The sequence below is a fragment of the Mesorhizobium sp. B2-8-3 genome, assembly GCF_006440815.1.
GTDB lineage: Bacteria > Pseudomonadota > Alphaproteobacteria > Rhizobiales > Rhizobiaceae > Mesorhizobium.
In genome coordinates, this window is record NZ_VFTW01000029.1 from 1 (window position 1) to 20,247 (window position 20,247).

The 20,247-nt window shown below is 64.3% G+C and carries 26 protein-coding genes; 14 read left to right on the top strand and 12 right to left on the bottom strand.

Annotation, left to right across the window (positions count from 1 at the left end):
* The 3 genes from FJ418_RS27790 to FJ418_RS27800 all read left to right on the top strand — a co-directional run.
* The coding region (locus FJ418_RS27790; protein WP_140871156.1) for a class I fructose-bisphosphate aldolase at positions 1-466 on the top strand (466 nt) is incomplete at its 5' end.
* Positions 467-619: 153 nt separating this feature from the next.
* On the top strand, positions 620-1,354 hold the full coding sequence (locus tag FJ418_RS27795; protein WP_140871159.1) for a thioredoxin family protein: 735 nt from the start codon (positions 620-622) through the stop codon (positions 1,352-1,354).
* 64 nt (positions 1,355-1,418) lie between these two features.
* Positions 1,419-2,153, top strand: a complete 735-nt coding sequence (locus tag FJ418_RS27800) for an SGNH/GDSL hydrolase family protein (RefSeq protein WP_140704677.1) — start codon at positions 1,419-1,421, stop codon at positions 2,151-2,153.
* A 55-nt stretch (positions 2,154-2,208) separates the two neighbouring features.
* Here the strand turns inward: FJ418_RS27800 and FJ418_RS27805 are convergent, their stop codons facing one another.
* Positions 2,209-2,388: a hypothetical protein gene (locus tag FJ418_RS27805; protein WP_181167117.1), complete on the bottom strand. Its 180-nt coding sequence runs from the start codon at positions 2,386-2,388 to the stop codon at positions 2,209-2,211.
* Between the two features lie 186 nt (positions 2,389-2,574).
* On the opposite strand from FJ418_RS27805, the gene FJ418_RS27810 reads away from it, so the two are divergent.
* The 3 genes from FJ418_RS27810 to FJ418_RS27820 all read left to right on the top strand — a co-directional run bounded on the left by FJ418_RS27810 (position 2,575) and on the right by FJ418_RS27820 (position 4,095).
* The gene (locus FJ418_RS27810; RefSeq protein WP_116397974.1) at positions 2,575-2,739 is read left to right on the top strand and encodes a hypothetical protein; all 165 of its coding nucleotides are present in this window, start codon (positions 2,575-2,577) and stop codon (positions 2,737-2,739) included.
* A gap of 207 nt (positions 2,740-2,946) precedes the next feature.
* Positions 2,947-3,357 (top strand): hypothetical protein, encoded by a 411-nt coding sequence (locus tag FJ418_RS27815; protein WP_181167113.1) that lies wholly within the window; start codon positions 2,947-2,949, stop codon positions 3,355-3,357.
* An 18-nt stretch (positions 3,358-3,375) separates the two neighbouring features.
* Positions 3,376-4,095, top strand: coding sequence for a YafY family protein (locus tag FJ418_RS27820; RefSeq protein ID WP_091578656.1), 720 nt, complete (start codon positions 3,376-3,378; stop codon positions 4,093-4,095).
* A gap of 108 nt (positions 4,096-4,203) precedes the next feature.
* Here FJ418_RS27820 and FJ418_RS27825 read toward each other — a convergent pair whose 3' ends face one another.
* The 3 genes from FJ418_RS27825 to FJ418_RS27835 form a co-directional block, all read right to left on the bottom strand.
* Positions 4,204-4,896 (bottom strand): DUF1013 domain-containing protein, encoded by a 693-nt coding sequence (locus FJ418_RS27825; protein ID WP_140645780.1) that lies wholly within the window; start codon positions 4,894-4,896, stop codon positions 4,204-4,206.
* Between the two features lie 255 nt (positions 4,897-5,151).
* Positions 5,152-5,292 (bottom strand): DUF1127 domain-containing protein, encoded by a 141-nt coding sequence (locus tag FJ418_RS27830; protein WP_095767350.1) that lies wholly within the window; start codon positions 5,290-5,292, stop codon positions 5,152-5,154.
* A 297-nt stretch (positions 5,293-5,589) separates the two neighbouring features.
* Entirely contained in the window at positions 5,590-6,600 is a 1,011-nt protein-coding gene (locus tag FJ418_RS27835; protein WP_140704671.1) for an NAD(P)H-quinone oxidoreductase, read from the bottom strand.
* A gap of 213 nt (positions 6,601-6,813) precedes the next feature.
* Between FJ418_RS27835 and FJ418_RS27840 the strand changes: the two genes are divergently transcribed.
* From FJ418_RS27840 to FJ418_RS27850, 3 genes are all read left to right on the top strand, one after another.
* Positions 6,814-7,008 carry a DUF1192 domain-containing protein gene (locus tag FJ418_RS27840; protein WP_140645782.1) on the top strand — a complete coding sequence of 65 codons (195 nt, stop codon included), beginning with the start codon at positions 6,814-6,816 and terminating at the stop codon, positions 7,006-7,008.
* Positions 7,009-7,089: 81 nt separating this feature from the next.
* Positions 7,090-8,337, top strand: coding sequence for an MFS transporter (locus FJ418_RS27845; protein ID WP_140645783.1), 1,248 nt, complete (start codon positions 7,090-7,092; stop codon positions 8,335-8,337).
* Between the two features lie 32 nt (positions 8,338-8,369).
* Positions 8,370-8,645 carry a metalloregulator ArsR/SmtB family transcription factor gene (locus FJ418_RS27850; RefSeq protein WP_040985209.1) on the top strand — a complete coding sequence of 92 codons (276 nt, stop codon included), beginning with the start codon at positions 8,370-8,372 and terminating at the stop codon, positions 8,643-8,645.
* Positions 8,646-8,747: 102 nt separating this feature from the next.
* Here the strand turns inward: FJ418_RS27850 and FJ418_RS27855 are convergent, their stop codons facing one another.
* The 4 genes from FJ418_RS27855 to FJ418_RS27870 all read right to left on the bottom strand — a co-directional run bounded on the left by FJ418_RS27855 (position 8,748) and on the right by FJ418_RS27870 (position 11,261).
* Positions 8,748-9,212, bottom strand: coding sequence for an SRPBCC family protein (locus tag FJ418_RS27855; RefSeq protein ID WP_140859018.1), 465 nt, complete (start codon positions 9,210-9,212; stop codon positions 8,748-8,750).
* Positions 9,213-9,223: 11 nt separating this feature from the next.
* The gene (locus tag FJ418_RS27860) at positions 9,224-9,559 is read right to left on the bottom strand and encodes a metalloregulator ArsR/SmtB family transcription factor (protein WP_140871162.1); all 336 of its coding nucleotides are present in this window, start codon (positions 9,557-9,559) and stop codon (positions 9,224-9,226) included.
* A 120-nt stretch (positions 9,560-9,679) separates the two neighbouring features.
* Positions 9,680-10,336 (bottom strand): glutathione S-transferase family protein, encoded by a 657-nt coding sequence (locus tag FJ418_RS27865; RefSeq protein ID WP_140871165.1) that lies wholly within the window; start codon positions 10,334-10,336, stop codon positions 9,680-9,682.
* Between the two features lie 97 nt (positions 10,337-10,433).
* Positions 10,434-11,261 (bottom strand): alpha/beta hydrolase, encoded by an 828-nt coding sequence (locus FJ418_RS27870; RefSeq protein ID WP_140871168.1) that lies wholly within the window; start codon positions 11,259-11,261, stop codon positions 10,434-10,436.
* 88 nt (positions 11,262-11,349) lie between these two features.
* On the opposite strand from FJ418_RS27870, the gene FJ418_RS27875 reads away from it, so the two are divergent.
* Positions 11,350-11,868, top strand: a complete 519-nt coding sequence (locus FJ418_RS27875) for a helix-turn-helix domain-containing protein (RefSeq protein ID WP_140871171.1) — start codon at positions 11,350-11,352, stop codon at positions 11,866-11,868.
* Positions 11,869-11,993: 125 nt separating this feature from the next.
* Here the strand turns inward: FJ418_RS27875 and FJ418_RS27880 are convergent, their stop codons facing one another.
* From FJ418_RS27880 to FJ418_RS27890, 3 genes are all read right to left on the bottom strand, one after another.
* Positions 11,994-12,395, bottom strand: coding sequence for a hypothetical protein (locus FJ418_RS27880; RefSeq protein WP_140871174.1), 402 nt, complete (start codon positions 12,393-12,395; stop codon positions 11,994-11,996).
* 314 nt (positions 12,396-12,709) lie between these two features.
* Positions 12,710-12,892: a 50S ribosomal protein L32 gene (gene rpmF, locus FJ418_RS27885; RefSeq protein WP_006203806.1), complete on the bottom strand. Its 183-nt coding sequence runs from the start codon at positions 12,890-12,892 to the stop codon at positions 12,710-12,712.
* Positions 12,893-13,145: 253 nt separating this feature from the next.
* Positions 13,146-13,853, bottom strand: coding sequence for a transglycosylase domain-containing protein (locus FJ418_RS27890; protein WP_181167116.1), 708 nt, complete (start codon positions 13,851-13,853; stop codon positions 13,146-13,148).
* A 169-nt stretch (positions 13,854-14,022) separates the two neighbouring features.
* Here FJ418_RS27890 and FJ418_RS27895 point away from each other — a divergent pair, with 169 nt between their 5' ends.
* From FJ418_RS27895 to FJ418_RS27910, 4 genes are all read left to right on the top strand, one after another.
* Positions 14,023-14,898: a polyprenyl synthetase family protein gene (locus FJ418_RS27895; protein ID WP_246683241.1), complete on the top strand. Its 876-nt coding sequence runs from the start codon at positions 14,023-14,025 to the stop codon at positions 14,896-14,898.
* Positions 14,899-15,143: 245 nt separating this feature from the next.
* Positions 15,144-15,602, top strand: coding sequence for a (2Fe-2S)-binding protein (locus tag FJ418_RS27900; RefSeq protein WP_140645790.1), 459 nt, complete (start codon positions 15,144-15,146; stop codon positions 15,600-15,602).
* A gap of 3 nt (positions 15,603-15,605) precedes the next feature.
* Positions 15,606-16,970, top strand: a complete 1,365-nt coding sequence (locus tag FJ418_RS27905) for a cytochrome c (protein WP_140871180.1) — start codon at positions 15,606-15,608, stop codon at positions 16,968-16,970.
* Positions 16,963-19,257, top strand: coding sequence for a molybdopterin cofactor-binding domain-containing protein (locus FJ418_RS27910; RefSeq protein WP_140871183.1), 2,295 nt, complete (start codon positions 16,963-16,965; stop codon positions 19,255-19,257). Before FJ418_RS27905 ends, FJ418_RS27910 begins: the two co-directional genes overlap by 8 nt.
* Before the next feature lie 85 nt (positions 19,258-19,342).
* Here the strand turns inward: FJ418_RS27910 and FJ418_RS27915 are convergent, their stop codons facing one another.
* Entirely contained in the window at positions 19,343-20,236 is an 894-nt protein-coding gene (locus FJ418_RS27915) for a LysR family transcriptional regulator (RefSeq protein ID WP_140645793.1), read from the bottom strand.
* Between the last annotated feature and the right edge of the window lie 11 nt (positions 20,237-20,247).

A 20,247-nucleotide genomic window follows, 5' to 3' on the forward strand; every position in this document is an offset into this window, starting at 1 on the left:
CCACTCGATCGACACCTGCTACGACGTCTCCAAGGCGACGCTGGTCAAGCTCTATGACGAGCTCTATGCGGCTCGCGTCGTGCTGGAAGGCTCGATCCTGAAGCCCAATATGGTCATCTCGGGCAAGAAATCGGGCAAGACCGACAGCCCGGAGGAAATCGCCGAGAAGACGATCAAGCTGTTCCGCGAAGTGGTGCCGGCGGCGGTGCCGGGCATTGCCTTCCTCTCCGGCGGCCAGGAGGACGAGGAGGCGACCGCCAACCTCAACGCCATCAACGCCATCGGGCCGCATCCGTGGAAGTTGACCTTTTCCTATGGCCGCGCCCTGCAGGCCGCGCCGCAGAAGGCGTGGAGCGGCAAGGCCTCGAACGTTGCCGCCGGCCAGGCCGCCTTCACCCACCGCGCGCACATGAACCATCTGGCGGCGCTCGGGAAATGGCAGCCGGCGCTGGAAAAGGCCGCGTGACGCCATCCCTTCCAATAAACAGCAAGGGCCCGGGTATAGCCCGGGCTTTTGCTTTTTACAGGCACCGTTCCTACCTGATGCAGCGAAACGGCGGCGGCGATGTCGGATCGCGCCCATGTCGAACGTCCTGGCAGGAGAGGACAGGAGATGGTCATGCATCGCAATGCCGTGGTTTCGCGCGAGGACTGGTTCGAGGCGCATCGCAAGCATCTGGAACGCGAGAAGGAACTGACGCGGTTCCGCGCCGCTGTCGCCGCGGAGCGGCGGCAGCTGCCCTGGTTCAAGCTGCGCAAGGATTATGTCTTTGAAAGCGAAGCGGGACCGAGGCGCCTAGGCGACCTGTTCGCCGGCAACAGCCAGCTGATCGTCTACCATTTCATGATGACGCCGGGTTGCGATCACCGTTGCCAGGGCTGCTCGTTCCTCGCCGACCATATCGACGGCGCCAACCAGCATCTGAAGCATCATGACGTCTCGCTGGTCGTCGTCTCGCGCGCGCCGCTCGCGGAAATCCTGCCTTACAAGCGACGCATGGGCTGGAGGTTCGACTGGGTGTCGTCCTACGCGTCCGATTTCAACTTCGACCTGCAGGTCTCCTTCACCGACAGGCAGATCGCGGCGGGCGAAACCACCTACAATTTCGAGAAGCGTCCGTTGCGGTCGAAAGACCTGCCGGGCACCAGCGTCTTTTATCGCGACGGCAATGGCGACATCTTCCTAACCTTCCTGTCGCGGGCCCGCGGCGGCGACGCGCTGATCGGGGCCTATCATTATCTCGACATGACGCCCAAGGGCCGCGACGAGGCCGGTCCGTATCACAACCTGATGGACTGGGTACGCCTGCACGACGAATACCAGGACAAGGACCGGCCGGACTGCTGCGCGTGAACGGCATCGTTCACGTCAGCCCAAACATGCGCTAATGGCTTGCGGGTCACGCCACGGAACCGCCATGCAGCGCCTGCTTGCCCTTCTCACCTGGCTCGCTTTCCCGGTCTATGTCTGGCAGGGACTCGGGGTGCGCCGGCGCACCACGCGCATGCTGCCCGCGCGAGGCCCGGTCCTGCACGAGATACCGGGCAAGGCGCCGCCCGTCGCCTTGCTGGTCCTGGGCGACTCCTCGGCAGCGTCGGTCGGCATCGAGCAATCGGAATACGGGCTTGCCGCGCAGCTTGCCGGCCTGATCGCCGAACGCACCGGCAGCGCCGTGCGCTGGCGCGCCGCCGGCTTCAATTCGGCGACATCCGGCCAGATCCGCGATTATGTCCTGCCCAACCTGTCGGCCGATCATTGGACCCATATCGTGCTTGCCATCGGCACCAACGACACCAAGAACTTCCACTCCGTGCCGCGCTTCAAGAAGGAGTTCGGCGGCCTGCTCTACGCGCTGCGCGCCAAATGGCCGGAAGCGCGTGTCGTGTGGTCGCCGGTGCTGGAATTCACCCGCTCGCCGGCAATGCCGCCATTGCTCGGCAGGATTCTCGAGATCCGCGCCACGGAAATGAACCGGATGGGCGCGCGGCTCTGCAACGAGCGCGGCGCCATTGCCGCTGCGCGCCTGCCGATCACCGATCCCGAGGCCGGTTTCGCCTCCGACGGATTCCACGCTTCCGAAGCAGGCTATCGCGCCTGGGCGGAGCATCTGCTGGATTTCGTGCTGGGTGGTGAAGCGAGCAAGGTAAGTTGAGCTTCAGGTCAGGAGACGCCACTCGCAGGCCGTCCTCACCTGAATATGAACAGACCTACGCCCAGTGCCCAAGCACCGCCGCAAGCGAGATCGCGGCCATGGCCAGCAGCGCCAGCTTCCAGAAATCGCCGCGCCGCTTCAGCCCCGGCCATCCCAGCGGCTTGATGACCTGGATCAGCATGATGCCGATGATGACAAGGGCGAGCAGTTTCGTCATGACGCCTTTGACCAGCAATGCCGATGCCTGTCAAAGCCGTTCTTAAGGCACGCTTCGTGCGGACCATTCCTGACAGAACCGGCTTCATTTGAACCCTGCGAGGGGCGCCGTACCGCCTTCTTCGGCGCCCTGTCAACCTCCTGACAGACTGCTGTCAGGAGGGGTGTGAGATACTCTCCTCATCGAAAAGAGAGGAGTGAGGTCATGAACGGTTTTACCATTCTGCGCAGCGTGCAGCACTATGTCGGCAGGATCCGCACCGTGCGCAACGAGATCCGTACCCAGCGTTTCCTGAACACCTTGCCGGCGGACATCCGCAAGGACATTGGCTGGCCGGACCTTTACACGGGCCGCGTGCGCGAAAACTGAAATTTTGCCGCCGCGACTTGGATTGTGGCGGCACCACGCCCAGATGTAATGGCAGCCAGTGATGTTGAGTTCAGGGAAGAAGCCTTTGTTTGCCGGTAGCTTCGCCGCAGCCTCCTGACAGGATGTTGTCAGGAGGCATGCGGTAGTTGGAGCGGCTTCGATCCTGACACCAACGAACACGAACCGACGATCAGGACCAATCCGCGTATGGTGAAAAGCTGGAACGACAGGCTGAACACGCCAGGCATCAACGGCATCAAGCCGTCGCCGCGCACGGTCGGCGATGTCGTCGAGGGCCAGTCGATGCTGGTGCCGACCGCGCGCCAGGTCGACGACTTCATCCGCTCGATCCCCGAAGGGGTCGAAATGGATGTTCGTGCGTTGCGTACCGCTCTGGCGATCGAGCACGGCGCCGAAGTGACATGCCCGGTGACGATCGGCTATCATCTGCGCACCGTTGCCGAAGCCGCTCACGAGGACCTCGAGCGCGGCATGGCGCCGGGCGACGTCGCGCCCTTCTGGCGTGTGCTGGATGTTGGGACGCCGACCACGGGCAGATTGTCCTTCGGAGCGAAATTCGTTGCCGCGCAGCGCAAGCGCGAAGGGCTGAAGCCATAAACCCCGGGGGAGAAATCGATGCGCCGCGCCGACAGGCTTTTCCAGATCGTGCAGCATTTGCGGGGTGGCCGGCTGGTCACCGCGCAGAAGCTCGGCACGTGGCTCGAGGTTTCCGAGCGCACCATTTACCGCGACATAGCCGACCTGCAGTCGACCGGCGTGCCGATCGACGGCGAAGCGGGCGTCGGCTACATGATGAGGGAGGGTTTCGACCTTCCGCCGCTGATGTTCACGCGTGACGAGATCGTGGCGCTGGTTGCCGGCGCCCGCATGGTGCGCGCTTTCGGCGGCGCGGCAATGGCGAGGGCCGCCGACGAGGCGCTGGTCAAGATCGGCGCCGTGCTGCCCGATGCCGAGAAGGATCGCATCGCCCGTACCGAGATCCACACGCCGATGTGGGTGGTGAGCGACGCCGCGCGCGAGGCCATCGACTTGATCGAGCGCGCCGTCGAGAAACGCCAGGTGCTGACCATCGACTATTCCGACGAGGCCGGCCGCGGCACCGCGCGCGACATCAGGCCGCTTGGCCTGTGGTTCTGGGGCAAGGTCTGGACCCTGGTCGCATGGTGCGAGATGCGCGACGATTTCCGCGCTTTCCGCATCGACCGCATCGCCTCGGTCGTCATCGCCGGCCGTATCTTCAAGCCGGAGCGCGGCAAGCAGCTCGCCGATTTCTACCGCGCCGTCGAGCGCTCAGAGGATTACGGCATGGCGCCCGACCGCGCCGCGCGGACGTGACTTCCTCCCAAGCCATTGTCCAACAGAAAAGCCCGCTCGAAGCGGGCTTTTTTGTTGGGTTCGTGGATACCGCCGCTCAAAAAGCGTGCAGCAACCGCGGCGCGACGACTACTCGTCGTCCGCATCCTCGTTCTTCGACTTGAGCGCCGAAAGCTTGGCGAAGACGGCGTTGGCGTCCAGCTCCTGGTCTTCGTCCTTCGGCTTCTCGGGCGCGGGCACCAGCCGTTCGGTGAGCGCCGCGGGCAGCAGCGTGTCGCCGACGGGCTGCGCCGGCTCGCGGCCGCGCGAGGCGCGGTTGACTTCGAGGTCGAGGTCGATCTGCGAGGTAAGGCCGAGCGTCACCGGATCCATCGGCTGCAGGTTGGCCGAATTCCAGTGCTTGCGCTCGCGGATCTGCTCGATCGTCGACTTGGTGGTGCCGACAAGACGCGAGATCTGCGCGTCCTTGAGTTCCGGGTGGTTGCGCACCAGCCACAGGATGGCGTTCGGCCGGTCCTGGCGCTTCGACAGCGGCGTGTAGCGCGGGCCCTTGCGTTTCGATTCAGGCACCCGCACCTTAGGCTCCGACAGCTTCAGCCGGTAGTTGACGTCCTTCTCGCCGCGCGCGATCTCGTCGCGCGTCAGCTGGCCGGTGATGATCGGGTCCATGCCCTTGATGCCTTGCGCCGACTCGCCGTCGGCGATCGCCTTGACCTCGAGCGGATGCAATCCGCAGAACTGCGCGATCTGCTCGAAGGAGAGCGCGGTGTTGTCGACCAGCCAGACGGCGGTCGCCTTGGGCATTAGCAGCGAATTGGCCATATCAAAAATCCTTCTCGTTCGCCCGCGTTCCCGCGCGGGCGGTGGTTTTAGAGCCACCAAAATGGGAAATTCGCGGCCTGTATAAACGCTCCCTCCAATTTTCGCAATGTTTTTGGGAAGGGCCCGATTCACAGCCCTGGAAAGACAAAACCCGCTGGACGAGGTCCAGCGGGCTTGGAACCGGAAACAAAGCAAGCGTCTCGACGGCTCTGGCTTGCATGTCGCAGCCCGGGCTTGCGGTCGGGCTGCGTCTGATTACACCGCCTGACGGGCGATACGCTCGATGTCGGCACGGTTGATGCCGAGGTCGCTCAGCTGACGGGCATTGAGCTTGTTCAATTCACGCACGGTCTCGTTGTACATGCGCCACTTACGGAAAGCACTGATCGGGTTCATTTTGGTTTCTCCAGTCGTTTGGTCAAATCGTTTGATGACGCGTAAATAGGCACTCCTGCCCACAAATTGAACGGACGCTTTTGCATGGCCGCAATGCGTTTTGTGCATTGCAGCATTAAGGCTTCGTTCAGCTTGTCGCTAAGGGAGGGCGCGGAACCAGGATGGGCCGATATTCAGGTCAGGCCGAGCCGAGAACAATGGCTTCCGAGAACCGGAGCGGAGCGTACTTTAGTACGTGAGCACCGGAAGCACAGGAAGCTTGTTCGCAGGCCGGCCTCACCTGAATATCGGCCCATCCTAGCCGACGTCGAGGACGATCTTGCCAATATGCTCGCCCTCTTCCATCCGTTCATGCGCCCGCCAGGCTTCGGTCAGCGGAAAGATCATGTCCATCACGGGGGCAACCTTGCGCGTGCCGAGCAGCGGCCACACCTGGGCCTCCAGCGCGGCGGCAAGCGCCGCCTTGAATTCGACGGTGCGCGGGCGAAGCGTCGAGCCGGTGTGGGTCAGGCGCTTGACCATAAGCGTTGCGAAATTGGTGCTTGCGACGGCGCCGGCCTGCACCGCGATCTGGACGATGCGCCCCTCGACGGCCGCCGCCTCGTAGTTACGCGCGACATAGTCGCCGCCGACCATGTCGAGGATGACGTCGGCGCCCTTCCTATCGGTCGCGTCCTTCACCGCGGCGACGAAATCCTCCTCGCGATAGTTGATGGCCCGGGCGGCGCCGAGCTTGAGGCAGGCGTCGCATTTCTCCTTGCTGCCGGCGGTGGTGATCACAGTGGCGCCGAATGCCGAGGCGAGCTGGATGGCGGTGGTGCCGATGCCGGACGAGCCGCCATGGACGAGCAGCGTCTCGCCCTTCTTCAGGCCGCCGCGCTCGAACACATTGTGCCAGACGGTGAAATAGTTCTCCGGCACGGCGGCGGCCTCCGAATAGGTGAAGCCGGCCGGGATCGGCAGCACGCTGCCGGCATGGACCTTGACATATTCGGCATAGCCGCCGCCAGGCGTCAGCGCGCAGACCCGGTCGCCGATGCGCCAGCGCGATATTTCGTCGCCGAGTGCCGCGATTTCGCCGGCCACTTCGAGGCCGGGCAGGTCCGAGGCGCCGGGCGGCGGTGGATAGGCGCCCTTGCGCTGTTGCACGTCCGGCCGGTTGACCCCGGCGGCGTGCACGCGGATCAGCACTTCGCCGGGGCCGGGCACCGGCACGTCGCGCGTTTCCGGCTTGAGCACCTTTGGCCCGCCCGGTTGCGAGATCGCGATGGCCGTCATATTTGCCGGAATCTTCTGCCCGTTTGCCATGGCTTGCCGTCTCCTTATGTCGATCTGTCGTCGGCCGTTTGCATCGGCGCCCCTGCTTGGAACGTTTTGACGTCCGAAAGAGACGCCGAACCGCTCCAACTCTTTGTTCTTACGCAATTCCGGACGGAAAACCGCTACGCACTTTTCCTGGAATTGCTCTATGTATGCTGATTGTCAAATCAGGCAAATGGCCAAGTAAGGGAGGAGCGACGGATGGCGATCTTCGACGACGAACCCAGGAAGAAGCCGCGCCCGCACGAGATCGGCCAGGACCTGTCGCTGCTGTCCGTGGACGAATTGTCTGAGCGCATCGCATTGCTGCGCGACGAGATCGCCAGGCTGGAAGCCGAGCGCACCGCCAAGGGCGCCACCAAATCCGCCGCCGAGTCGCTGTTCCGCCGCGGATAAATTGTCCGGCGTGCTCGCTCGCCGCCGAAAAGCCCGAATACATCTGTCTTCAGACCCTGCGTCTCGAACCCGGATCAAGCGATGTTTGCAACTTACAGACCGATCCTCTCGCTGCTGCGCGGCACGGCGTTCCTGCTCGCCGCGTCCGGCCTGCACGGCCTGCTCTTGCCGCTGCGCGGCCAGGTGGAGGGTTTTTCGACCGCATCGCTCGGCCTGATGGGCACGGCCTGGGCGGGCGGCTTCGTCGCCGGCTGCTTCTTCGCGCCGCGTCTCGTGCGCCGCGCCGGCCATGTCAGGGCTTTCGGCGCCTTCGCCGCGTCGGGCGCGATCATCGCGCTGCTCACCGGCCTCATCATCGACGAATATGTCTGGATCCTTTTGCGTGCCTTCACCGGCTTCACCATGGCCGGCGCCTTCATGGTGATCGAGAGCTGGCTGAACGAGAAGGCCACCAACGAGAACCGCGGCACCGTCTTCGGCCTCTATATGATGGTCACCTATGCTTCGATCATGGGCGGCCAGATGATCGTCGCCGGCGGCGATGTGCGGTCGGCCTCGCTGTTCATGATCACCGGCATCCTGTTTTGCCTGTCGCTCATTCCGACGGCCGTGTCGACGCAGTCGCATCCCAAGCCCCTGCAGGACGTCAAGCTCGACGTCAAAGGCCTCTACGCCAACTCGCCGGTGTCGGCGGTGGCCTGCCTCCTGATCGGCATCGCCAACGGCGCCTGGGGCACGCTGGGCGCCGTCTATGGCGCGCGTGTCGGCATATCGACCGCCGAGATCGCGCTGATGATGAGCCTGGTGGTCATTTCCGGCGCCGCCATGCAGCTACCGGCCGGGCGCCTGTCGGATACGACCGATCGCCGCTTCGTGCTGGCCGGCGCGGCCTTCGGCGCGGCCTTGGTCGCGGTGCTGATTTTCCTGATCGCGCCGCGTTCGGGCGTCTTCATCATCGTGATGACCGCAGCCTATGGCGCGTTCGCCTATACGCTCTATTCGATCGCTGTCGCGCATGCCAACGACCACGCCCGCTCCGAGGACTTCGTCAAGGTTTCCGGCGGCCTGCTCCTCCTCTACGGCTTCGGCACGATGATCGGCCCGCTTTTGGCCGCGGCCTTGATGGGCTCGGTGCGTCCGGAGGGACTTTTCCTGGCAACCGCGCTCGCGCATCTCAGCCTTGCCGGCTACACGCTGCTGCGTATCCGCGCCCGCGCGCCGGTGCCGATCGAAAACCGCGATGCCTTCAAGACGCAGCCCGCGGACCGCGCGGTCACGCCCGAGGCCACGCGGCTCGATCCGCGCAGAAAGGTTGAAACCAATAGTTGAGATTCGCAAGACTTTGCCTCACAAATAAAGGCATGATGTTTTCTGACGCCTTCGTGGCGATAGCCGATCCCAACCGGCGCTATCTTTTGGAAGAACTCCGGCGCGGCCCGAAGACGGTGAACGAATTGGCGGCCGGGTTGCCCGTCTCACGCCCTGCGGTCTCCCAACATCTGAAGGTCCTGCTCGACGCCGGCCTGGTCAACGCCAAGGCCGAAGGCACGAGGCGCGTCTATGCCGTCAGCAGCGCCGGCTTCCTCAGGCTCAACATCTGGCTCGACCAGTTCTGGGAAACGGCGCCGGGGGAATAGTCCTGACCATCAATGCATGTCGCTCGGAAGTGTGCAGCGGTTCTGAGGCAACGGCATGCATCAGACAAAGATCCAAAGCGCAATGCGCTTTGGCTGGAGGCCTCAAGCCGCCACCTGCAGGGCAGCGCCGAGCGCATCGAGCAGTTCGCCGGTGCCATGCTCGCGGGTGGCCGGCGTATCGATGCCGTCGAAGAAGGCGCCCTGCTCTGTCAGGATAAGCCGCGTACCCTTGCCTTCGGGGATAAGCTCGATCGTCGCGAGCGAAACCGAGACCCGGGTTTCGCCGAACAAGAGCTCATAGCTGTAGACGATGCGCCGGTTGGGCACGATATCCTGATAGACCGCGTTGTAGAAATGCATCTGCCCATCGCTTGGACAGCCGGCATTCACCTCCTTGCCGCCGACGCGAAAATCCATCTCATGCCGGCTGGGCATGGGGTTGTCGGGATCGACGAACCAGCGTTTCTTGGCGGCCGGATCGCTCAGCGCGAAATAGACCTTCTCGGGCGCCGCCGGGTAGACGCGTTCGATGACGAAGGTGGAATGGACGACGGATCGTTCGCTCATGACGGGACCCTTCAGGTTTCATCCCTGGTTTCGGCGAGGAAATCGCCGAGGCGGTCGAGCCGGCGCTCCCAGGCGAGCCGCCGCTCGTTGATCCAGCGCTCGGCGGCCCGAAGCGCCTGCGGTTCGATCCGGCAGGTGCGGACCCGGCCAAGCTTTTCGGTTCTCACCAGGCCGCTCGCCTCGAGCACGTTGAGATGCTGGACGACGGCCGACAATGACATCGCCAGCGGTTCCGCCAGCTGGCTGACCGACGCCGGCCCGCGCGACAGCCGATCCACCATCTGCCGCCGCGCCGGATCGGCGAGCGCCTGGAACATCAGATCGAGCTGGGCGGGATCGTGCAGCATCGCGCTCTAGAGCATGATGCCGAAAAGTGTGAAGCGGTTTTCGGACGACATCATGCTCTATCTCTTTGATTTAGAGACGGATTCAGATTTCAGGTCGAACAGACCTGAAATCATCCGGCTCTAGCCGTTGTTGTAGGGGAAGAACTTGAAATAGGGCTGCGCTTCCTCGATGACGCGGGCGAAGGACGGACGCGCGAGCAGCCGGTCGTGGTAGCGCTTCACCGCCGGAAACTTGTCGCCGAACGGCTCGACCTTGTTGGCATAGAACAGCGCCGGCGACGCGGCGCAGTCGGCCATCGTGAAGGTCTCGCCCACCGCCCAGGTCTTGCCCTGCATGTCCTCTTCGACGATGGCATAGGAATTGCGCAACTGCGCCCGGCACTCCTCGACGCCGAACGGATCGGTCTTGTCCTTTGGCCGCAGCCTGTCGCCGACGATCTTCTGCATCGGATGCTGCACGTAGAAATCGTAGAAGCGGTCGGCCTGGCGGACCTGCAGGGCGAGATCGATAGCGGCGGGAACGAGCTCGACCGGCCCCGGATAATGCGCGGCGAGATATTCGACGACGATGGTCGATTCCAGCACCGTGCGGTCCCGCGCATCGTCACGCAGCGCCGGCATCTTGCCGGTCGGCGACACCTTGAGGAAGGCGGCGCGGGAGGCCTCGTCGCCGAGGTCGACAATCACCGGTTCGAAAGGCGTGCCGTTCTCGTAGAACGCGATCAGCGGCTTCCAGCAGAACGAAGCCAGCGGATGGAAATGCAGCGTCAGGGACATTCCGGCTCTCTTTTCGCGTTCGGCCATTGGACAATACTGAAGTGATTACTTCACTATTGTCCCGGGCGGCTTGAGTCAAGGCGGCTTCTTGTCAGCCCTACCCGTGAGCGGCGATAGCTTCGACGATTTGAGGCCAGTCGTTGCGGTGCAATTCATGGCCGCCGCCTTTGATTTTGACCAGCCTTGCGCCGCGAACGGCCTTGGCCAGCGCTTCGCCATGCTCGATCGGGAAGAGCGGGTCGGCGCTGCCGTGGATGACGAGCAGCGGCGCGCGAAGATCCCGCACCGTCCGTTGCGGGCCGCCGCCCTTGAGCAGGAAATGGTTGGTCGCGCTGGCGAGACCGCCGGAGCGATCGTAGTCCGCCTCGATCATCGCGCGCGTCCGTTCCTCGTCGAACGGATGGCGCGTGCTGGCAATCGCGCGGGCGTCCTTGACCATGAAGTCGAGCACCTGATCCCTGTTCGACCAGTCGATATCGGCGCCTTGGGCCGAATGTTCCTTATAGGCCTCGGTCGTCCCGGGCAGGCCGGATGTGTCGACGCCGAGCGGCGAAGAAGAGATCACAGTGAGCGCGCCGACGCGTTCGGGATATTTCAGCGCGACGCTCTGCGCGAGCATGCCGCCCATCGACATGCCGGCGACATGCGCCCTGGCGATGCCATGGTCGTCGAGCACGCGCATGGCATCGTCCACCATGTCCTCGAACGTATAAGGCGGCGCGCCCGGCGGATATTTGGTCGACAGGCCGGTATCGCGGTTGTCGTAGCGGATGACAAAGCGGCCGCGCCCGGCAAGTTGCCGGCAGAAGGCTTCGGGCCACCACGACATCGAGGCCATGGCGCCCATGATCAAAAGGATCGTCGGATCCTTCGAACTGCCGAAGGTCTCCGAAATGATGTCGGGGCGCTGCGCTGCGGTGGTCATCTGCTCCTCCAATCCGATTGCATTTTGCAATCAGTTGCACGATAATGAAACCGATATCATAATGCAACTGGTTTTTCTGGAGACTGCCATGAGCATCGACCGTCGGTCCGGCTGCCCGATCAATCTGTCGCTCGAAGTGTTCGGCGACAGGTGGAGCCTGATCATCCTGCGCGACATGATCTTCGGCGGAAAACGCCATTTCCGCGAGTTGCTCAACGGCTCGATCGAACGGATCGCCTCCAACATCCTGGCCGACCGGCTGAAGCGGCTGATGCAGCTCGGGCTTCTGACCAAGGCCGACGACCCCAGTCACAAGCAGAAGGCGATCTACAGCCTGACCGAGATGGCGATCACGCTGGTGCCGATCATGGCGCAGCTCGGCGCCTGGGGACGCGTCTGGCTGCCGGTTACGGAAGAATTGTCGATCCGCGCCGAGCTGCTCGAAAAAGGCGGCCCGCCGCTATGGGAGCGATTCATGGACGAACTGCGCCACGAGCATCTGGGCATGCCTTCGAAGGCGCCGCCGGGCACGCCCACCGTGCGCCAGCAACTGCGCGCTGCCTACGAGGCGGTTGTCGCGCGAAAGGCTGAGGCTGCGGCAGGTTGAGACGCGGCGAAGAGGTTCGTCATTCCAGGGCGAAGCAGGAGCGAAGCGACGCGGCGCAGACCATAGAATGACGATCCGATCAACGTGTTCCGCCAATCACGAAGTCATGCTTCCGCGCTGTATCCCTAGTTCAAATTGATATCCCGGCTCGCCGACCGCATCGACACCGAGAAGCCGGCCAGCACGTCGAACAGCGCGATGATCATCAGCGTGAAGAAGACGGAGTGCGCCGCGCCCTTCACCAGCAGGAATTCGACCAGGAAGGCGATGAAGACCAGCGTCGACAAAAGATGGTCCAGGATCGAGGCATTGGTCGTGCGCACCGATTTCGAGATCTCGATGAACAGGAAGATCAGCCCGATCAGCACCATCAGGTCGCCGAGCGTCATCGAGAACACGCCGCCCGACATCATGCGGAAGGAGAACATCTCGATCATCCACGGATCGTCGCCGCCGCCGAACAATCCGAGCAGGCCGAGATTGTAGAGGACGAAGGGCACGATCAGCAGCGGGATGGCACCGAACATCTGGGCGACTCCAATGGGGGCACCCTTTTGTAAAATCCGCCGCAGGCGCGCCGTCAAGGGTTTTCACCGGCGGTGGCGAACACGCTCTAAGACCTAATGAAATAACGATGTCAGCCGGTTGGCTGACATCGCGTCATCATCTCACGCGCGAACGACCCTTAGCGCTTGAAATAGACAGGAGACGGCTCAGGGCGGCGCGGGCGCGAAGTCAGGTCGTGCCGATTTCGGGTCGGCCGCCGCGCCCATGAGGTCGCCAAAACAAAAAGACCGGCCACGGGCCGGTCTTTTGAAACGTCATGAACCTTGGAAGCTTCTCAGCTTTCCTTCGGCTCCAGAACCTGGCGGCCGCGATACATGCCGGTCTTCAGGTCGATATGGTGCGGGCGGCGCATTTCGCCGGAATTCTTGTCCTCGACATAGGTCGGGGCCTTGAGCGCGTCGGCCGAGCGGCGCATGCCGCGCTTCGACGGAGAGGTTTTTCTTTTTGGAACGGCCATGGATATGCTCCACTACATGGTCAAAATGCCCCGGCAACCCTCGCGAAAGGGCCGCATCGAGGCCATAATCTGAGAAAGTCGGGTGCCTATACACGCCTTGCGCCGTTTTGGCCAGCGCTGGCCGCGAATTTTTTTGAGCCGGCGGCGCTTCGCTTGGATCGGGACGCCGTTTCGTTGAAACGCCGTCATGATCCAAGTCTTCGTTGGGAGCGTGATCTTCCCGAAACCGGTTCCCACCTTTCGGGATCACGCTCTAATCCAGGCAGCCCACATACGCACCCGACCTGCTCGCGCGCCGCTCGATCAGCGAGGCCAGCCGCCGCAGGCCCGGCCCCGGCTTGGCGGGATTGCGCGCGATCGGGTTGGGCAGGCTGACGGCCAGCAGCGCCGCCTGCCTTCGCGACAACTGCTTGGCCGAGACGCCGAAATGGTGTTGGGCGGCTGCCTCGATGCCGTAGATGCCCGGCCCCCATTCGGCGATGTTGAGATAGATTTCCATGATCCGCCGCTTCGACATTACCGCGTCGAAATAGACGGCCAGCGGCAGCTCGACGACCTTGCGCACGCTGCCCAATGGCCGCGACCACAGGAAAAGGTTCTTCACCGTCTGCATGGTGATGGTGGAGGCTCCGCGCGTCGCCTCGCCGGCCAGCGCGTCGTCGACCACGCCGCGCAATTCGCCGAGGTCGACGCCGCGGTGGAAGCAGAACTGCCCGTCCTCCGACATGATCACCGAATGCGCCAGCACCGGCGCCACGTCGTCGATCGACACCCAGCGCCGGTCGTAGCCGGAAAAAGTCACGAGGTCCTTCAGCATCAGCGTCGAGACCGGATGCACGAAGGGCGGCAGGTAGAGGAAGGTGAGCACGACCGGGATGGCCGCCAAAACGATGGCGACGATCAGGCAACGCCGGCCAAGCCGCTTGAGACCGGCGCGGTTCAGGCGCCGACGTCGCGCCATGTCCAGCCCTTCGCTTTCATATTCGACGATCGGTTCCGTCAAGCCGCCCCACCCGTGCCTCGCCTCCTCCGGCATAAAGGCGCGAGCCTGCTTGCGCAATGTCTGAGTGTCGGCTACCGCTCCGGCCATGAGCAAAGACGACCAGATCGCCTTCGAATCCACGCTTTTCATGCGTGCCGCCGCGGTCGAGACCGAGCTGCGGCGGATCCTCGACGCGCGTCCGCTCACCAGTGAGATCGCGCGGCCTGAGCGCCTGATGGCGGCGATGCGCCACGGCGTGCTCAACGGCGGCAAGCGGCTGCGGCCTTTTCTGGTCCTGGAAAGCGCCGCGCTGTTTTCGACCGAGAGCGAGGCCGCACTCCGTGTCGCGGCGGCGCTGGAATGCGTGCATTGCTATTCGCTGATCCATGACGACCTGCCGGCCATGGACGACGATGATCTGCGGCGCGGCCAGCCGACGGTGCACAAGGCCTTCGACGAGGCGACCGCGATCCTTGCCGGCGACGCGCTGCTGACTTTGGCCTTCGATATCATCGCCGACGAAGCGACCGCGCTGTCGGCCGAGCGCCGCGCCACCCTCGTTCTAGCACTTGCCCGCGCGGCCGGCGCCGGCGGCATGGTCGGCGGCCAGATGCTGGATCTCGAAGCCGAGCGCGAACGGCCGGACGAGTCGGGCATCATCACGCTGCAGGCGATGAAGACCGGCGCGCTGATCCGCTTCGCCTGCGAGGCCGGCGCGATCGTCGCCGGCGCGCCGCCAGCCGACCGCGAGAGGCTGGCGGAGTTCGGCTCGGCGATCGGCCTTGCCTTCCAGCTCGCCGACGACCTGCTCGACCTGACTGCCGACGCAAAGCAGATGGGCAAGGCGACGAACAAGGACACCGCCGCCGGCAAGGCAACGCTTGCCGCGCTGCACGGAGCCGACTGGGCGCGCGGCCAGCTCCACGGCCTTATCGACCAAGCGCATGCGTTGCTCGAGCCCTATGGCGAGCAGGCGGAATTGCTGAAAGCCGCCGCGACATTCGTCGCGACGCGGAGCAGCTGAGAGCGGCCGGTTTGCTGGCTCAGGATCGCGCATCGAACGGCTCCGGCAGGTTTCAACGTCAGCCGTGCGGCCGTCGAAGCCGCCGCCTCTAACTTCCCGATAGACACTCTTTTGCCCGGATCAGTTGGGCCGGCGATGCCTTAAATGTGATCCGGCGGATCCCTACCTGCCGGGCTCCGGTCCCCTACCCTTTGGCGAAGACGTTCCGCCGCTGCGTGGACTTCATTCCGATCAGGGAGGGTGCGGTGCTCACTCTTACAATCAACGGACAATCGCGCGACGTCGATGTGCCGGAAGACATGCCGCTTCTATGGGTGCTGCGCGACCATCTCAACCTGGTCGGCACCAAATATGGCTGCGGTGTCGCGCAGTGCGGCGTCTGCACCGTGCATGTCGGCGGCAAGCCGGTGCGGTCGTGCCAGCTCTCCGTAGGCGACGTCGGCACCCGCGCCGTCGTTACCATCGAGGGGATCGGCAGCACGCCCAACGGCGCCAAGGTTCAGCAGGCCTGGATGGAAGCCGCGGTGCCGCAATGCGGCTATTGTCAGGCCGGCCAGATCATGTCGGCGACGGCGCTGCTCGACGCAAACCCGCAACCCGACGACGCCGACATCGATGCGGCGATGGCCGGCAATCTGTGCCGCTGCGGGACCTATATCCGCATCCGCGGCGCCATCAAGAACGCCGCCGCCAAATCGGCCTGACCCATGAAGCGAGCCGCTGGCATCCTCATCGCGATCATTGTCGTCGCCGGGCTTGGCTTCGCCGGCTGGCTTGTCCTTGGCCGCAACCCGCTTGCGTTTGCCGGCGGCTCGACCGTGGCCCTGGCGGATTATCATGACGCCACCGTCACCGGCGTTCCGGCCGAACTTGCCAGCGCCGATCTGGTAAAGCGCGGCGCGTATCTCACCCATGCCGCCGACTGCCAGGCCTGTCACACCGCACCGGGCGGCGCGCCCTTCACCGGCGGCTTCGCCTTCAACATGCCGTTCGGCACCATCTATTCCACCAACATCACGCCGGACAAGCAAACCGGCATCGGCAATTACAGCGACTCCCAGTTTTTGGCGGCGGTGCATCGGGGCGTTCGCGCCGACGGCGAAAAACTCTACCCTGCCATGCCCTATGCCCCCTACGCCCTGATGACGGATGCCGACGCTCTCGCCATCAAGGCGTATCTGTTCACGCTGGCGCCGGTGAACGCACCGGCGAAGCCGAACCAGCTGTCGTGGCCCTTCAACCAGCGCGGCCTGATCGCGCTCTGGAACGTGGCGTTCAATCCCGACCGGCGCTTCCGCCCCAACACCGGCCAGAGCCCGCAATGGAACCGGGGCGCCTATCTCGCCGAGGCGATGGGCCATTGCGGCGAATGCCACACGCCGCGCAACCTCGCCTACGGGCTCGACAATCACGGCAAGTTCTCGGGCGCGCTGACCGCCGGCTGGCGCGCTTACAACATCACCGGCGACAAGAATTCCGGCATCGGCGACTGGAGCGACGACGACCTCTATGCCTATCTCTCCACCGGCCATGCCAATGGTCATGGCGGCGCCGCAGGCCCGATGGGCGAGGCCGCCGACGACAGCCTGAGCTATCTGGTGCCGGACGATACGCATGCGTTAGTCGCCTATCTGCGCAGCATTCCGGCCCATGCCAGCGACCTGCCCCGCACCGTCACCACGGCAGCACCGGCCTCCTATAAGGAAGGCGTGGTGGCCGACGCCAATGCGCGCGGCGAAAAGATCTTCGCCGGCGCCTGCGCCTCATGCCACGACTGGACCGGCGTCAGCCCGGTGACCGGCTTTGCCACGCTGACCGGCGTGCGCGCGGTGAACGATCCCAGCGCCACCAATGTCGCGCAGACCGTGATCAACGGCGTCAGCCGCAAGACCGCCGACGGCAGGATCTTCATGCCGGCCTTCGGCGAGGGCTATTCCGACGACGACATCGCTGCCGTCGCCAATTACGTCACCGCCCGCTTCGGCGCCAAGGGCGCGCATCTGACGGCCAAGGACGTGGCCGTGCTCAAAGAGCAGGCGGCGCAGCAATCGAAAGAGGCTCCCAATGGCTGAAACGCATTTCGCCCAGTCCGACGCCTATCTCTCTGCCCTGCTCGACGAGATCCATTCGGTCAGCGCCGCCAAGGCGGCAATGACGATGGGGCGGCGCACCTTCTTCAAGCTGACCGGGGCAAGTGTCGCGGGACTGGTGCTGGGCTTCCATATCGGCGACGTGGCATTCGCGGCCGGAGCGGTCGACGGCGACGCAGCGGCCGCCAAGGACCAGGCGATGAATGCTTTCATCCGCATCGCGCCGGACAACACGGTCACCATCTATTCGAAATGCCCGGAAATCGGCCAGGGCATCAAGACGTCGTTCGGCGTGATCATCGCCGACGAACTCGACGCCGATTGGAACCATGTCGTCATGGAGCAGGCGGACATCAATCCCAAGGTTTATGGCAGCCAGGGCGCGGGCGGTTCGACCTCGATCCCGCGCGCCTGGAACCAGTTGCGCCAGGCCGGTGCGGGTGCCAAGGCGATGCTGGTTGCCGCCGCGGCTCAGGCATGGAGCGTGGACGCCTCGCAGATCACGGCGCAGGCCTCGATGCTGACGCACGCCGCCAGCGGCCGGTCCGCAACCTATGGCTCGTTGGCGGCAGCGGCGGCGAAAATGCCGGTGCCCGATCCGAAGGGCCTGAAGCTGAAGACCCGCGCCGAGTACCGGCTGATAGGCAAGCGCTTTCGCGGCGTCGATGACCCCAAGGTGGTCACCGGCAAGCCGCTGTTCGGCATCGATGTCCAGCGTCCCGGGATGGTCTATGCCACCTATGCCAAATGCCCGGCGGCAGGCGGCAAGGTGAAATCCTTCAACGTCGACGAGATCAAGCGTCAACCCGGCGTGCTCGACGCCTTCGCGGTCGAGGGCACGGGCCTGGCGGTCGAGGTGATGCCAGGCGTCGCCATCGTCGCCAGGGACACCTGGAGCGCCTTCCAGGCCAAGGACAAGCTCGAGGTCGACTGGGACCTCAGCGAAGCGTCGAACGACTCCTCCTCGCGCTTCTCGGCCGATGCGCAAAGGCTCGCGAACAATTTCCCGCCGAAGACCGACGACAATGTCGGCGACGTGGACAAGTCCTTCGCCAATGCCGCCAAGACCGTCGAGGCCTATTACGAATATCCCTTCGCCGCCCATGTGCCACTGGAGCCGATGAACACCACGGCGCACTGGCATGACGGCATCATGGAACTGTGGGTGCCGACCCAGCAGCCGGATCGTGGCCTGCCGCTGATCGGCAAGGTTGCCGGCATTCCGCCTGAAAAGGTCGTCATGCACCAGACCCGCGTCGGCGGCGGTTTCGGACGGCGGCTGGTCAACGACTATGCTTGCGAGGCGGCGGCGATCGCGCTGAAGGTCAACGCGCCGGTCAAGCTGCAATGGACCCGCGAGGACGATTTCGCCCACGACTTCTACCGGCCCGCCGGCTACCACCAGTTCAAGGGCGCGATCGACAGCGGCGGCAGGCTCGACGCCTGGCGCGAACACTTCATCACCTTCACCGCCGACGGCAAGAAAGAGGCCTCGGGCGCCAACCTGACCGACAATCTCAGATATTCCATCAAGGCGCCCAACCTGAGCCGCGCAAAGACGATGTTTCCCCTAAAAATCCCGACCGGCGCCTGGCGCGCGCCGGGCGACAATGCGCAGGTCTTCGCCGCGCAGAGCTTCATGCACGAATTGTCGCTCGCCTCGGGGCGCGACCATGTCGAGTTCCTGCTCGACGCGGTCAACCGCGACGTGCCCGAACTGGCGCCCAAGGACCAGAGCGTCAATTTCAGCCCCAGGCGGGCGACCGACGTCATCAGGATGTGCGCGCAGAAAGCTGGCTGGGGAAAGACGTTCGCCAAGCGCAGCGGGCTCGGACTTGCCTGGTGCTATTCGCATGCCGGCCATGTCGCGCAGGCCGTCGAGCTTGGCGTCGATACCGACAAGCGGATCAGAATAAACCGTATCGTGGTTGTGCTCGACGTCGGCCCGATCATCGACATGGCGGGCTCCGAAGCCCAGGCGCAAGGCGCGTCCACCGACGCTCTCTCGACCGCGATGGGGCTCAAGATCAACATCGAGAATGGCCGTATCCGGGAACAGAACTACAACGCCTATCCGATCCTGCGCATGCCATTCGCACCGATGACGATCGATGCCTATTTCATCCAGTCGGACAATCCGCCGACCGGCATGGGCGAGCCCGCTTTCCCGGCGCTGGCGCCGGCGCTCGGCAACGCGATCTTCGCCGCTACCGGCGAGCGTGTGCGCCGGCTGCCGCTGCGCGATCTGGGCTATTCGCTGGCGGCCTGAAGGATTGCCTTGTCTTCCCATCCGCAAGGGGAGTTGCATCGACAGGACAGTCGCGCCGTCGGCTGCCGGCCCCGGCCGATGATCCTCACAGCCTTGCCTCGGCGAAAATGCGCGATGCCCATTCCAGGAAGACCCGCAGCCGCGGCGCGAGCTGCCGGTTCTGCGGGTAGAGCGCCGACAGCGGCGTCGGCGTCGGCGGAAAATCCCCCAAAACCTCGACCAGCGTGCCGTCCGCGATATCTTTTTCCAGCCGATAGCGTGGCGCCTGCAGAAGCCCAAAACCCAGCCGCGCCAGGTCGGCCGCGGTGTCGGAATTGTTGACCCGAACCCGGCCCGGCAGCGTGACCTGACGCACGTTTGCGCCGATCGTGAATTCCAGCGGCAGCACCTCGCCTGTGCGTGAGGAGACGAAACCGACGGCCTGATGGCCCTCCAGCGCTTCCGGTGATGCCGGCACGCCGTGCCGCTTCAGATAGCTCGGGCTGGCGCAGGTGATTTCACCGATCATCGCCAGCCGCCGCATGATCATGCCGCTGTCCTGCAGCTCGCCGGCGCGAATGACGCAATCGACGCCTTCGCGCACCAGGTCGACCAGCCGGTCGCCCTGGCCGATTTGCAGATCGATTTCGGGATAGCGGTCGAGGAACGCGGGCAATTGTGGCAGCAGGAACCTCTGCGTGAGCAGCGGATGCGCATCGATGCGCAGCAGGCCGCGCGGTTCGGCGCTGCGGAAGCCGGCCTCGGCGTCCTCCACCTCGCCCAGGATCGACAGGCAGCGCTCGTAATAGGCCTGGCCATCGAGTGTCGTGGCGACGTGGCGGGTGGTCCGGTCCAGCAGCCTCGCGCCAAGATGGTCTTCCAACTGCTTCACCGCTTCGGTTGCGGTCGAGCGCGGCAGGCCGAGATCGGCCGCCGCGGCTGTGAAACTGCGCCGCTCCACCACGCGAACGAAGAGCCGCATCCCGTCGAGTCGATCCATGCCTCGATTGT